Raw genomic sequence first — 13,110 nt, forward strand, 5'->3', positions numbered from 1 at the left:
CCTACCTCAAAAACCGGGAAGTTACATGCCGCGATCGACCCACAAGCAGAAATAGCGTACGATACGCTCAACGCTAGTAAAACGATTGATTTGGCATGACAAATTCACCAAACGTAATCGATCTCTTTGCCGGTGCTGGCGGCCTCAGCCTAGGAGCCGCTCGCGCCGGTTTTTGTGTTTCGGCTGCAGTTGAGATCGACCCGTTCGCCACAGAAACGCACCTCAAAAATTTCCCTAACACCAAACACTCCTCCGAAAGTGTCGCGAATTTGACAGGACGGCAGCTGCTCGCCATTGCCGGTCTTTCTGATGGAGGGCTCGATGGGCTGATCGGCGGACCGCCTTGCCAAGGGTTCAGTTTTATGGGGCGGCGTCAGGTCGATGATGCGCGCAATGACTTGTTCGTACACTTTTTCCGACTTGTTGCCGAGACGCGCCCCCGCTTTTTTGTCGCCGAAAATGTACCGGGTATCAGAGATCCTCGGTATGACCATATTCGCGAAGCCGCCTTTTCGTATGTCCGCGAAGCTTACACAATCATCGGTCCCATAGAAGTGAAAGCGAGCCTATACGGTGCACCAACAACCCGTACGCGTATTTTCTTCATCGGTTACGATCCACGACGTATGACCCTGAATGAAGAAGCATTTGCGCCGTCTCCTGACATTGATATTGTGAATGTTGGGCGAGCTTTAGAAGGCTTGCCAATTTTTATCGACCCTGCTTGGCAATCCGAAGCAAGTGGATGGCGCAAAGTCGATCTCATGCAAAAAGGACATTTTGCCGAACATCTTAGAAATGCCGTTCCACCTGGAGTTGGTCACCAGGCATCTATAGATCGTCTGCTCGAGAAGTCTGAAGTTTCCGGTTGCATGGGCACGCGACATCTCCCTGAAGTAGTTGCAAGATTTGCCAAGTTGGCCCCGGGACAGCAAGATTCTGTTTCCAAGGGGGTACGGCTTAACCCTAGCGGTTTTTGCCCGACGCTCCGAGCTGGCACGGGGAGCGATAGAGGAAGTTATCAAGCAGTTCGCCCCATACATCATGTTGAACCAAGGGTGATTACTCCCCGCGAAGCGGCCCGGCTGCAGGGTTTTCCAGATTGGTTTGCATTCCACAAAACCAAATGGCATAGTTTCCGCCAGATTGGCAACAGCGTGAGCCCGATCGTTGCAGAAAACGTGTTGTCTGTCATTCGCGCCGCGTTGTAAGTGTGGCACTACTTTCACGGGTATTTAGTCCCTGTAACCTCCTTTACTTCACCTCCACTAACATTCTTCCGAATAGCTTATGGCTCGCATATTTTCGCTTGGAGATCCCGATAAAACTCCAAAATCAGAGAAAGTCATACTCGAGGCACTGGGGAGGTTAAGTGACGAATGGATGGTATTACATTCGGTTGCATGGCAAAGCCCTCGGGGCGGTAGGCAAGGTGATGGAGAGAGTGATTTCGTTATCCTGCACCCTTCCCACGGTGCGATTGTTCTCGAGGCAAAAGGCGGTGGCGTAGAGTTGACCGACGGTTGTTGGTATACGAACAACCGTGAAGGGCGACACAAAATCAAAGACCCTTTCCAGCAAGCGACAGACTCGAAACATGCGTTGCTCGCATATTTCAGAGAGGTGCTGCCATGGTTTCCTGTAAAAGCTCGCATTTGTCACGGCGTAGTTTTTCCTGACATCAATGTAAATAGTCGTTTTGAAGCTGCTGGTCCTCTCCCCATAGTCGTCGATGCTGCAGGGATAAGGGATATTGAGCGCTCTCTTCTGATAATCTCAACTTATTGGAAAAACAGCTCTAAACTTACCCCAAAAGATGTCGACGAAATCAAGTCCAAGCTTGCTCCATCTACAGCAATTCGTCCCATTTTGTCTACTTGGGCTAGACGCGTGTCGGACGAGCTAATCCATTTGACTCATGAACAAATTGGAACGTTAGACGGGCTCGCCAGAAATCGTCGAGCAGCCATTCTAGGCGGTGCTGGAACAGGAAAGACTCTTTTAGCCGTTGAAAAAGCAAAACGACTCGCTGAGAATGGTTTTCAAGTTCTATTGGTCTGTTACAACGAATTGCTCGGTAAGCACTTAGAGGCCGAATTTTCAGATTGCGGATTAGTTAAGGTGTCACGCTTTCACTCTCTAGTTATGGAGATGGCGCGTAGAGCAAAGATTGCGATTCCGAAAGAGTTGGACGAGCGCTGGTGGAGCGAGGAAGCTCCTTTGATATTGCTCGACGCGGCAAAGGCATGCGATTTTTCGCCGGATGCCGTATTGGTTGATGAGGCGCAAGATTTCGAATGGGATTGGATCGAATCGTTGCTTTCTATCATGCGCGACCCAACACATGGTGTGTGCTATGTATTTGCCGATCCGTTGCAGGATCTATATCGCAGACCTTGGGAGCCACCCTCCTCATGGACTCAGTACGAAATAACAAAGAATTGTCGAAATAGTTTACCGATTGCGAAACGGGTTGCTAGCGTTGTTGGCTTAGCCGAGCCCTCCGTCGGTGCACCGGGACCAGAGCCTGTATTCAGTTCTACAGACTTTCGTACTGTACGATTCAGTACAGTACAACGTTGGGCTCAGGAGTTAATAGAGAAAGAAGGCTTTGAGCCTTCTGAAATCACAGTACTAGTTGACAAACCGTCTACCGCTACAGAGCTTCGATTGCTTTCTGCGGGCTCGACTCCATTTTGCCGGCATGGCGAACAGGGCGTTATGGTGGAGACCATCAAGCGCTTTAAAGGGCTCGAAGCCGAGGTCATTCTTGTGGTGTATCCGACGGCTGGAATTGACAAGGTCCGAGAGAACATACGCGAGAGTGCGTATGTTGCTCTCAGTCGTGCTCGAAGCGTCCTTTATGTATTTGCCCCCGCAGCTGATCGTGCAGATCTCGGATTCGGCGGCAGCGAGAAATAGCCGCCTGCACCGAACAGTGCTTTCCGAGACAAATGCGTGTTAAACAATCTGCAAGAGGGCTCACCGAGGTGTAGGCAAGCCATGCAAGCCGACTTGCCTTTCGAACAGCCTGGGTCCAAAGGACAGCGATGTTCGCCGTGTACCACCTCCGCAAGAAGCGTGTCTAGTTCGCGCTCAAAGACTGCGTGTAAGCCACCCAGCACGAAATCGCCACGGGGTACTGCGTATACAACAAACGATAACATGCTATCCAATACGAGTTCTGACAAGGCATTTCGATCAATACCGGCGTAAATGGCAACGGTACGAATGAAACGGTGCGAATAGGAATGCACCAAATGCAATATGTCTGACCTTACTGACTCTCCTGACGCGGCATCGGCTGCAGCAACAAGAATCGCGGCATAAGTACTCTCGGTTGAAGTCGCTGCGTGGATATCGTGTCCCTTAAGCCTCAACCATTCAGCCACTCGTTGTGGGTTCAATCTGACCAATAGTGCTTCGGTCTGCGCAAGGTCCCCATATACCGGAAAAACGTTACGGCGACTTCTATCATGATGCCTAAATGGCCGAAGCGTGGACTTGGATGGATCATGGTCGCCGCGCGTATACCCGTAATGCCCAGTAAATATCGGGAAACGCTCGATCAATTCTATGCTCGCTAATCCTGCACTTTGCATTGCCTCAGGATATTTGGCTCGATACTGCACACTCAGCTCATGATCTGCCGCGATTGCTGCTGCAAGATCTTCCGTTCGTAACCGAGAATCCAAGGTTGCTAAGGCTAACTTCATTGCCTGTGATTCGCATTCCGCCCGTAAATCGGTGGGTAGCTCTGGAATTGCCGTTTCTCCCACAGGTAAACCTGATGCAGCCACTATCCGTTCAACAACTTCGGGTGGCATCCCCCGGGTCAAAAGATCGCTAGCTAACGAACTTTGCGTTTCGGCTGTTTCTAGTGCAGATTTTTCCTTCATTCCACCAAAGAACCATGTCAGGGCTCGCGCACTACCTCCGGCATTTTCCAAACGACGGCGAGCCTCTGACAGAGGCGGATTTACCAGGACGACTGAACGGGGAGTATATACGACAGCCGCCCTATGTACGTTGAACTTCATAGGTGCCCCACAGGAGCACTTCATGAATGGCAATCCTTGTCGGGACCAATTGCACTTGGGGCATTTGAAGCGTAAATCGGCGATAGACGCCGACTTGGCAAACTCTAATCTGACCTCGCCATGAGTTGGACAACGTTCGATAGAAACTTCGCGAATCTCTCCGCAGTCGTGATAGGCAACGAATGGCAGTTGACCTTTAGTTCTTGAATTGCATGGGCATATGGCATCAGGCGTTAAATAAACCAGATTGCATCCCTTACAGATCCATTGTTTGGGAAAGGCATCTAGCAGAACGCCGTTCGCCTCGTCGATCTGGTAGGGTTCGACCTCGGCGATACCCGTGCGTAGTTTGTTCAAGAAACGATAGTAGTCAGTTTGAGCGGTCTCCCACCCTCGAGCCTGACGTAAAATTTCTGATTTGAGCGCTCCTGAATCAACCTCACTCAGCCGGCGAGGAGCTCGCCATTCACGAACTTTCCAAATACCCCCTTTGAGGTCGATAGTCTGTTCCGGTAAAAAGCCATAAATAATTTGGGATGCGCTGCGGGTATCTTTCATCAAATTTTGCTCCCATGAACCGGAATTTGGGTATCGACGTCACGTAGCGATGTCATTGGACCGCCCGTTGGGGACGCTTCAGAAGGAAATTTCGCCCCAGACGGTGGTTGATGTAGAAGTTCCGCGAATTCTTCATACCAAGCCTGGAGATCCGAACGTAGCCCTTCATCGAGCGCTGTATTGAAGCCTAGCGCTCGAATCGTAGTCTCACACTCGTCAACCCAGTTTAGGCTCGAATTAAGTGCCCACTCACGTAGCTTAGGAATCGTAGTCAGCGGCTTTCCAGAATTCGGTTCGTGCAACATGAGGATCCGTGCTAATGCCAAACCGGCAATCGTGCGATCGAGGACTCTACGACTACGGCGCGTAATGGGGACCGGCTCAACGAATCGATCAGCTTGAGTTACGAATTCCCGGAACATTCGGTAGACCGTCGCATCCCGCTCACGCGCAATCTTATGTACGACAAAGACAAGCCCAGGAAAGCGTCTCCCCACACGGGCGGTAGCCTGAATAAATTCTGCTGCACCGAGGGGAAGGCCAAGCATAATCATGGCATTCAGGCGGTCCACATCGACCCCATGGGACATCATGGACGATGCAGTGATGGCGTGGATTCGATCATAGAATTCGTCTTCTGGGCTCTGCAACCTTTGCAAAATCTCGGCCACATCGTTGAAATTAGTTTTTCCTGTCAGGGTTTCCCAGTTGACCTGATGGTCGGCAATCTGGGGTTGCATTTCTCCAGAACGATAAACTGCTTCGATATCGCGTAGCGAATTGCCATAAACCACCTGCGTTCCGTAGTCGAGAATTAAACGATTGGCAAAATTTGGGTCAATACCGAGGGCGGAGCATACGGTCTGTGGGTCTTCGATGAGTTCGCGAATACAGGTTTGCAACTCTCGAACGATGCTGTCGTTGACCCATTCGAGGGTTAGTCCTCTAGGGGCGATACCGACAAAACGACGCATCGGCTCTACAGATTTTGCTGACCAGAAACCGATACCCGGTTTCGGGCCTGGTGTCGGGAAAAGTCTTGCTTTTCTTCGGTAGAGTTCGTCGATCTGTTTTTCGTACCCTCGTAGCGTCGCCGACGAAGCTAAGATCTTGGGCCGTGTGCCACCCAATGTCATTGTCAAATCGTCGTATAGGCTTTCGTAATGCGAATCTACAGCTCCTAAGCTATCGCGAAGTAGATGAAGCTCATCTTGCAATCTAAAACGCGGGGCGAAGCGCTTATGATCCATCCCCAATGGCTCAACGTTCGCTTCACAGTCAGGTAGCAAACATCCAGATTTTCTACCGGTGCGGGGTGCATAAACAAACCCATGGCCGGGACGGGAACATTTCCCCCAAGGTGCGCCTACAAGTCCTCTCATTGCTTGTTGCATGCCGATCAATGCCGCTTTGTCCAGCGTTCCGACCAACACCGTCGGCAAGAATCGGTATATTTCTTCGTCGACCACGTAGAGCGGTAACGCGCGTTCGGGCCATGAACAGCCTTCCGCCCCACATCGATGCTCGAGTGTCCATGAACTTCTATGGAATGCCATTTTTAGATCCCTATTACCGCAGAAGGGGCAGTAATCCAGGACCCGATACTTCATTGGCATCGTTTCGTCGTTGGCGTTGGGATGATCTTTGGGATCTAAATAGATCTTATTAGGAGTAGCCCCAGACCCGATAAAAAAGCCGAGCGAAATAGGATCGCCGCCAATTTGTTCTTCACGTCGTATCAGTTCGGCTGCGGCCAAAGCATCGGCAAAACGTTGCGTTTGCTGTAGGGAAAGCATGCGCAAAGGGAATCGACTCCAGGCTGTTATCCCTGATGTCTTTCCCGTCAATCGGTCGTAGAACACCGCAGTAACCAACAGGCCAAGGTAAGTTTCGGTCTTACCCCCACCGGTGGCAAACCATACAACGTCGCATATATCGGTATCGCCGGCTTCTCCCACTACCGATGACAAGTTGGCGAGCAAGAAGCCGAATTGAAAAGGTCGCCAGCCGCTATACCCGCGTGACTTGCCAACAGAGGCCATCGCTCTGTGCATGCAAGCAAACGATCTTGCCAAGATTGGATCGTTATGGAGCAGTTCAACACCGTGGGCAATGCGTTCGACTTCTTGCCAAAAACTCAGAGCATCAAGATCCGCTTGATGACGCATCTCATCGGACCACTCTTCAGTCTTTTCTCTTCTGCTTAATTCCTTTTCGCTCCAATGCTGATCTCCCCATTCGCGAAGAGATCGCACTAAATCTGAGCCCGCATCGACTGCGGCATCGGCCAAATAGGTAAACGTTAGGTTCGGCGGTTCCGTTTCGGCTCCCCAGAATTTCGGCCGCCAAGTGTCTACAACAACGATATCATTGGTCCGTAATGCATTCTCCACGAGATCGACACCACAGTTGATGCCATATGCTGGCACCCCCCTATCATATCGATAAGCCTCTGGAAGCTTTTCCAGAATAAACGGCTCGATTTCAATGTCTCGAACCTCGAGAACACACTCGTATAGCCTCGTATCGAAATCATCTCCTTTGTCAGATAGATCGCCATCGTTGACTAAGGAAACCTGTAATTCGACAACTTCAGACTCCTCTTCGACTTCGATCACTTCAACGTCGATACGGGCTCCGAATTTTGCAATATCTGCTTCATTGCATAACGCATCGGCTAGCAGCTGTTTTCCAAATTGGCCGATAGATTTCTTCGTATCGATAGCTACAGGAACTGATATGTTTGGAAGACGCCGTTTATGCCAGATACCATCTTTGGCCTTGATCCAAACACACATTGAAACCACTGCGGTGAATCTATATTCGGCAGCGGTTGGCGTACGAAAGTGGACCCCGATTGCACATGGTTCTAGGCGTTCCCCACGCTCGTCAGTGTTGGACGAAAGAATGGCGTTCTCTGGTTGGATTCGTCCTAACCAAAACCTATTTGCGGGTGCCACACTCGACTCATCAGATTCATCCCCTCGGCCCGCAACTACCGTGCGCTGAAGCAGCCAGTCTCGGAACTGGATTCGTGCTTGCTCACCAGTTAAGGCATTCATTTGTTCATCAATCATCCAGTTCGTCCTTTTTGAATCCTGCAATATTTGCTTTTTTAGCTAACAGTTTGAGCCCATCGGATTCGATCTGTCGGATGCGCTCACGCGTGACGTGAAACTCGGCTCCGAGCGATTCCAATGTGACCCCGCTTCCCCCATCGTCCAGCCCGAACCGCTTTCGAATGACATAGGCCGTTCGATTGTCGAGCTTTTCCAATAAGGTAAAGACGATCTCCCGGCGTTCTTTGATGCAAGCGTCTTTTTCCGGTGAGTCTGGTGCGATCAACAAATCGCCTAGCCGTTCGTCCTCCTCACCCATCGGTTGATCAAGAGATACTGGCTCTAACACCAGAAGCTGTCCGATGAACTGAGTTTTCACGACATCCCATGCCAATTCGTCTGCAATTTGAAAAATTGAAGGCGAGATATCGCCATTTTCATGGCGCAGTAAGCGTACTGCACGAATGTAGCGGATGAGGTCGGAGTAAGCGTGATAGGGAAGGCGGATGGTGCGGCCTTTGTCGGCGATTGCACGAGTGATTGCTTGGCGAATCCACCAGACTGCATAAGTAGAAAATTTTGTACCGAGCTCTGGATCGAATTTGTCGCAAGCTCGCAGAAGACCAATCATGCCATCTTGGAAAAGATCTTCTAGGGGTTCCCCGCTGTAGAGTGCAAAAACACGCGCAATGCTCACTACAAGGCGAAGGTTGGAGATAGCGAGCCGAGAATGCGCTTGCTCTGCCTCTTTAACAATGCGTTGTAATGAGGCCTGGTTCTTGGATGAGCTTGCTTCGCGGCCGAGAGCAATCTTGCGGCCAAGTTCGCGTTCTTCTTGGGCTGTGAGAAGGGGTAAGTGGAATGCCGAACTCAACGAGCCGCGAGCCAATGCGGCCTCTGCATCGGCCAACGAGAAATGGTTGCCTTCCTCGTGGGCATCGTCCTCGAGTTCGCCCGGGTCTTCCTCTGTTTCGACAATGCCATCGAATTCTAGTAGGTCGAATAAGGCGGCAGCTTTTTGAGCGTTCAGTTTGAGTGAGTGGGCAACCCTTTCAATCTCAACGCGTTTCAATGCCCGTTGAGCCCGATCAGCATCGGCTTGCAGCCATTCGCGTGCTCGCTGGACGTCGGGATCTTGTTCTGGGCTTCGATCATCGGCCAAGAGCACATTGTGGTCTTCAGCCGAGGTCCCTGTTCGTGAGTTTGACATTCACATTGCGGTCGATGGTTGGCCCGAATGGCATAAATCTAACACATTGTCGTTGGTTTTGTACTCTAAGGTATGGGGTTGCGCGCAGTCTGTAGAACAGCTGGTGGCCGTTGTGCTGCCGAAGTTAGCTCAGGAATGCGATTAACCTTCCTTGAAGTTCCTCTTGGGCCTTGATCTGGCATTGCCAGACGATCAATACGCCCCACCCTTGTTGGCGAAGCTCTTCCTGTACCTGGGTATCTCGAAGAATATTGTTGGCGACCTTTGTCGACCAATATTCGATATTGCTCTTGGGAAGCCGTGCCTTAGGACAGTTTTCGTGTCCGTGCCAGAAGCAGCCATGTACGAATATGATCTTTTTTCTACCAGGGAAGACGACGTCCGGAGTACCTGGCAACCTACGGTCATGTAGCCTGTATCGATAGCCAAGCGCAAAAAGCAGTTTTCGTACCGCCAACTCAGCGGAGGTGTCCTTCTGGCGGACTTTACGCATGATCTCGCTTCTTTTCGAAGCGGAGACTCTATCCATCGTCAGAATCCTCTAGTGGCTTAGGCACAAATAATTTCCGTCAAATGCTCAAGATGGGTAAATCTTGTTTGTGATGAATTAACCTTAGCTGATGTGGTAGCGGACGGCCCTTGTTAGGATGCAAGGTGTAAGAGCTCGGTTAGGCCTTCACACTCCGGCCTGCTACCAGATGGGATGGTATCTATGACGAAAGTACCGAAGGCGCGTTTAGTGCTTCAGGACGCTATGTTCGTCCGCGACAAGTTGGAAAATGAAATTGGCCACATCGAATGGCGACTTTACTGGGTGCTAGCTGTTGTCCTGCTGCGTGCGGTGGGACACGTGCTGGACAAGGTTGACGGCCACAACGATCCAGTAGTCAAGCGAGTGGCGGGCGAGCTTCACAAGTCTTGGCGCACCGGGGAAGAGAATGCGATCTTTCGGGACTTTATCGAGCGGGAGAGAAACAGCATCCTCAAGGAATACTCCTCCGAAATCACCGAAGGCCCGGTGCCGATCATGGCCCACCTGCAACGGCATGACGGTTTCGACGTCATCAGGCACTTTCTCATAGAAGAGAACCTATACCGTCCAATGGAGTCGGGGGCCTTTGCAGGCGAGGATGGTCGAACGCTTCTGGACGAAGCGATCGCTTGGTGGGCTTTGCAGCTTGGGGAAATTGACCGTCGCACAAGAGCGGCTGCGCCATGACGTCCCTTGCGCCGACATATCAACAACCGACTCTTTCGCCCCGAAGGTTTTGACACCGGTGAAACATATCGAAGAGTTTGTCGACGAGCGTCACAAATCGTGGTGCATTCATTGTGGAAATTGGATCGCCAGGCTGAAGACAAATCGAGATCACGTTCCCTCAAAGTGCCTTTTGAGCAAACCTTATCCGACTGAGCTTCCGGTCATCGAAGTTTGCCAAGATTGTAACAACGGGTTTTCCCACGACGAAGAGTATCTGGTTGCATTTCTTGGCGCGGTACTTTGTGGAAGCACTGACCCCGATGAGCAGTCAATTCCGCGAAGTGCTGCAATCTTTCAGCGAAATCCAAAACTCCGGGAGCGCATCGAACGGTCAAAGACAGAGTGCACAACCCCAGACGGGGACAAGCGACTTCTCTGGACGCCAGAACAGCACCGGATCAACCGGATCATCCAGAAGAACGCGCGAGGTCACGCCTTCTTTGAATATGGAGAGCCCATGTTGGCACCCCCAGATCAGATTTGGGTTGCACCACTGGAGACTCTAGATGCAACGCAACGTGCTGATTTTGAAAACATCGCACAGAATAATCGCTGGCCCGAAGTCGGTAGTAGGATGATGACTCGAGTTATAACGGGCCAAGACCTCGACGAGGGTTGGGTTATCGTGCAAGCCGGTGTTTACCGCTACGCGGTAATGCAGGAAGGTACCATGTTGGTCCGTCTAGTAATCCAAGAGTATCTTGCAGCGGAAGTGTGTTGGACCGACTAGCCTTGTTCCTTACAGAGGCAGGCATGGACAAATCCATAGGGGTGAGCTTATGCAAGTAGATGTTCAAGCCTGTTGCTTGAAGCTTGCGCATCGGAAGCCGCGGGTGGGGTTCGTGATGGTCGGGTCCCGCCGTTTTTGTGGGCAAAAAACTTTTTTGCACTTTCTGTGTGAACAAGTGCGTTTTTTTCACTAACTTTGCTGAAAGCTCCAAAATTTCCTATGCACATACATGAAAAAAGCCTTTAAATTCAATGGGCAGTTTTTGCACTAACTGTGCGAACCCACATGTAGGGTGACACTCAAAGCGTTGTTGTGTCAGGTTAGTGAAAAAATGCTGACACGGATAATGAAAAGCCCCACCAATGGGTACATTGGTGGGGCTTTTCATTTGATTTGAAATAATTGGCGCAATCTATAACGAAGAAGCTTCAGGTGGGTCAAAAATATCTAGATGCTCAAACATCGATATTTTCTTTGCTATTGTTTTACATCCAGTGAATAGTTTAAATTCTGTGGCGTCTTTAAATATTGCCCCACGATTATTGAATATGGAACGAGTTATAACATCTTTGAATTTTGGTTTGGCAGATAGTGATTTTTCAAGATTGTTACTCACAAGGAAGTAGCTTATCCAAGAAATAAGATATTTATTACGATCCTCCTCTTTCGCCAATCGAAGCAAATAAGTTTCCAGGTAACTAACAATCTGCTCTTTATGAGATATCCCAAAAGACGTTTTGAGTAAAATTTCGAGAATAGCCAAAATTTTTGGGAACGCTTTTACCCTAAGCGTTGCAAGCATAAGAAGCATACTTACAACCTTCTCTAGATTATAGTCGCCAACAGATACCTTTAACCGCCCCTTTTTATCGGTGATGTCAGCCAAAAATCGGTCTATAACCCCTGTCCCTGGATAATTTCGATCTATATCAATTACGGCAAGATAAAGCTCTCTAAACTGCTTCCAAGAAAAATCTTGGCATTTTATAAATACCGCATGATATTTAGATACCCACTGACGGAATAGACCATCAGGAAGTGTAGTGATCTTAGTCTTCTCATCACTAAGTTCAAGGTTATACTCTTTCAAAGCAGCCTGTAATGACTTGATAACAGTTTTCGCATCCGCCTCTGACTTTACCAAAATACGATAATCATCTTTAAATCTAACAGCCTCGAAATCAATTGAAGCTATCTTAAGACTCTTTGTGAGAAGGAGGTCAACCGCAGAAGCAATAATTTCGGCAATAATATCTGATACAACTGGGCCTATAGGAATACCATTTGTGCATCCATCACTTGCATTCTGAAAAAGACGATCCAGCCTATTCCCTAGATGATTATAGTTATGAAGATTTGATGGTTTCCGAATACTCGATTTGCCATGCAGCGCCCAGGCTATGCTATGCGCATAAATTGATGGGTAGAAATTCTTTATATCCGCCTTAACCATATGTGAATATTTGTATGCAACAGATGCAATATCCGCATCTGTCATAGCAATAAACTCATAAATCATACGGCCGCTACGCAGATAGCCAAGCCTGCCAGGATTTTTTGAATCAATAGGGATTGGAAAACTATATGAAACAACCTGACTATCAGCTGGCATCATTGCATCAACGATACGCAGCCAATTTCTAGTCAAATGGTAAGAGATATCGTTATGAACGTGAGGGTGAATAATACCAAATGTTCTATCTGTAAATTCAGTTTTTGGAAAATGAACGTGTACACACTCCGTGCGATCAACAGCGAATTTCTTACCCTTACTTTTTACCTTAAAGTAGAGCTTTGGCTTTTTACTGCGAGAGGAAACAGAAAAACAGGGAGGAAGGACATATTTTTCAGGGAAGTAACCATGGTCTAATAACCAGTGGTGGATCTCAGCTTTCTTCAGCGATCGTGCCAGTGTGTAAGTGGCGTCACGGTGCTTCTCAATTGGGCTTTTCATTATAGAAATTTTTTGGTGAAAAAACCTGTCGCAAGAAAATCCGCAAAACACCCAGTATTAGGAGAGACTGATCGAGTTACAGGTACTTTTCACGAGTTAGCTCTAACGGACGACAATCATACCACCATGTCATTAATTCATCTTCTGGCTATGTCATGTTCCCGCCTGATACGAGTACGGCTGTCATCGGAACAGCACTACCACGATTGACCAATCATCGGTCTGTGTTGCAATTTCATCCATGGGCCTGTCCGAATTTTTGTGTAAACGGGGTTTGGGTTACGCCTGTGGAATGCGT

At 49.3% G+C, this 13,110-nt stretch carries 9 protein-coding genes; 4 read left to right on the top strand and 5 right to left on the bottom strand.

Features of this window, described 5'->3' with window-relative positions; genetic code table 11:
* Nucleotides 1-95 precede the first annotated feature (95 nt).
* Nucleotides 96-1,211, top strand: coding sequence for a DNA cytosine methyltransferase (locus tag Q0P52_RS01710; RefSeq protein WP_293759486.1), 1,116 nt, complete (start codon nucleotides 96-98; stop codon nucleotides 1,209-1,211).
* Nucleotides 1,212-1,290: 79 nt separating this feature from the next.
* Nucleotides 1,291-2,922: an NERD domain-containing protein gene (locus Q0P52_RS01715; protein ID WP_293759484.1), complete on the top strand. Its 1,632-nt coding sequence runs from the start codon at nucleotides 1,291-1,293 to the stop codon at nucleotides 2,920-2,922.
* Here the strand turns inward: Q0P52_RS01715 and Q0P52_RS01720 are convergent.
* From Q0P52_RS01720 to Q0P52_RS01735, 4 genes are all read right to left on the bottom strand, one after another.
* Entirely contained in the window at nucleotides 2,862-4,598 is a 1,737-nt protein-coding gene (locus tag Q0P52_RS01720) for a hypothetical protein (protein WP_293759482.1), read from the bottom strand. The two genes, Q0P52_RS01715 and Q0P52_RS01720, sit on opposite strands and share 61 nt — an antisense overlap.
* A complete protein-coding gene (locus tag Q0P52_RS01725; protein WP_293759480.1) occupies nucleotides 4,598-7,675 on the bottom strand; it encodes a helicase-related protein in 3,078 nt (1,025 codons plus the stop codon). The genes Q0P52_RS01720 and Q0P52_RS01725 overlap by 1 nt, the downstream gene beginning before the upstream one ends.
* Nucleotides 7,668-8,867 (bottom strand): sigma-70 family RNA polymerase sigma factor, encoded by a 1,200-nt coding sequence (locus tag Q0P52_RS01730; protein ID WP_293759478.1) that lies wholly within the window; start codon nucleotides 8,865-8,867, stop codon nucleotides 7,668-7,670. The genes Q0P52_RS01725 and Q0P52_RS01730 overlap by 8 nt, the downstream gene beginning before the upstream one ends.
* A 124-nt stretch (nucleotides 8,868-8,991) precedes the next feature.
* Nucleotides 8,992-9,396 carry a very short patch repair endonuclease gene (locus Q0P52_RS01735; protein WP_293759476.1) on the bottom strand — a complete coding sequence of 135 codons (405 nt, stop codon included), beginning with the start codon at nucleotides 9,394-9,396 and terminating at the stop codon, nucleotides 8,992-8,994.
* A gap of 183 nt (nucleotides 9,397-9,579) precedes the next feature.
* Here Q0P52_RS01735 and Q0P52_RS01740 point away from each other — a divergent pair, with 183 nt between their 5' ends.
* The gene (locus tag Q0P52_RS01740; RefSeq protein ID WP_293759474.1) at nucleotides 9,580-10,086 is read left to right on the top strand and encodes a hypothetical protein; all 507 of its coding nucleotides are present in this window, start codon (nucleotides 9,580-9,582) and stop codon (nucleotides 10,084-10,086) included.
* Nucleotides 10,087-10,144: 58 nt separating this feature from the next.
* Nucleotides 10,145-10,858 (top strand): hypothetical protein, encoded by a 714-nt coding sequence (locus Q0P52_RS01745; RefSeq protein WP_293759472.1) that lies wholly within the window; start codon nucleotides 10,145-10,147, stop codon nucleotides 10,856-10,858.
* 412 nt (nucleotides 10,859-11,270) lie between these two features.
* On the opposite strand, the gene Q0P52_RS01750 is transcribed toward Q0P52_RS01745, so the two are convergent.
* A complete protein-coding gene (locus Q0P52_RS01750; RefSeq protein ID WP_293759470.1) occupies nucleotides 11,271-12,812 on the bottom strand; it encodes an RNA-directed DNA polymerase in 1,542 nt (513 codons plus the stop codon).
* Nucleotides 12,813-13,110: the final 298 nt, after the last annotated feature.

This window comes from uncultured Aquitalea sp., from assembly GCF_945957525.1.
Classification (GTDB): domain Bacteria; phylum Pseudomonadota; class Gammaproteobacteria; order Burkholderiales; family Chromobacteriaceae; genus Aquitalea.

Coding starts and splice junctions, on each gene's coding strand:
- Q0P52_RS01740 (WP_293759474.1), top strand. CDS start 9,580: ATGACGAAAGTACCGAAGGCGCGTTTAGTGCTTCAGGACGCTATGTTC.
- Q0P52_RS01750 (WP_293759470.1), bottom strand. CDS start 12,812: ATGAAAAGCCCAATTGAGAAGCACCGTGACGCCACTTACACACTGGCA.
- Q0P52_RS01730 (WP_293759478.1), bottom strand. CDS start 8,867: ATGTCAAACTCACGAACAGGGACCTCGGCTGAAGACCACAATGTGCTC.
- Q0P52_RS01715 (WP_293759484.1), top strand. CDS start 1,291: ATGGCTCGCATATTTTCGCTTGGAGATCCCGATAAAACTCCAAAATCA.
- Q0P52_RS01720 (WP_293759482.1), bottom strand. CDS start 4,598: ATGAAAGATACCCGCAGCGCATCCCAAATTATTTATGGCTTTTTACCG.
- Q0P52_RS01710 (WP_293759486.1), top strand. CDS start 96: ATGACAAATTCACCAAACGTAATCGATCTCTTTGCCGGTGCTGGCGGC.
- Q0P52_RS01735 (WP_293759476.1), bottom strand. CDS start 9,396: ATGGATAGAGTCTCCGCTTCGAAAAGAAGCGAGATCATGCGTAAAGTC.
- Q0P52_RS01725 (WP_293759480.1), bottom strand. CDS start 7,675: ATGATTGATGAACAAATGAATGCCTTAACTGGTGAGCAAGCACGAATC.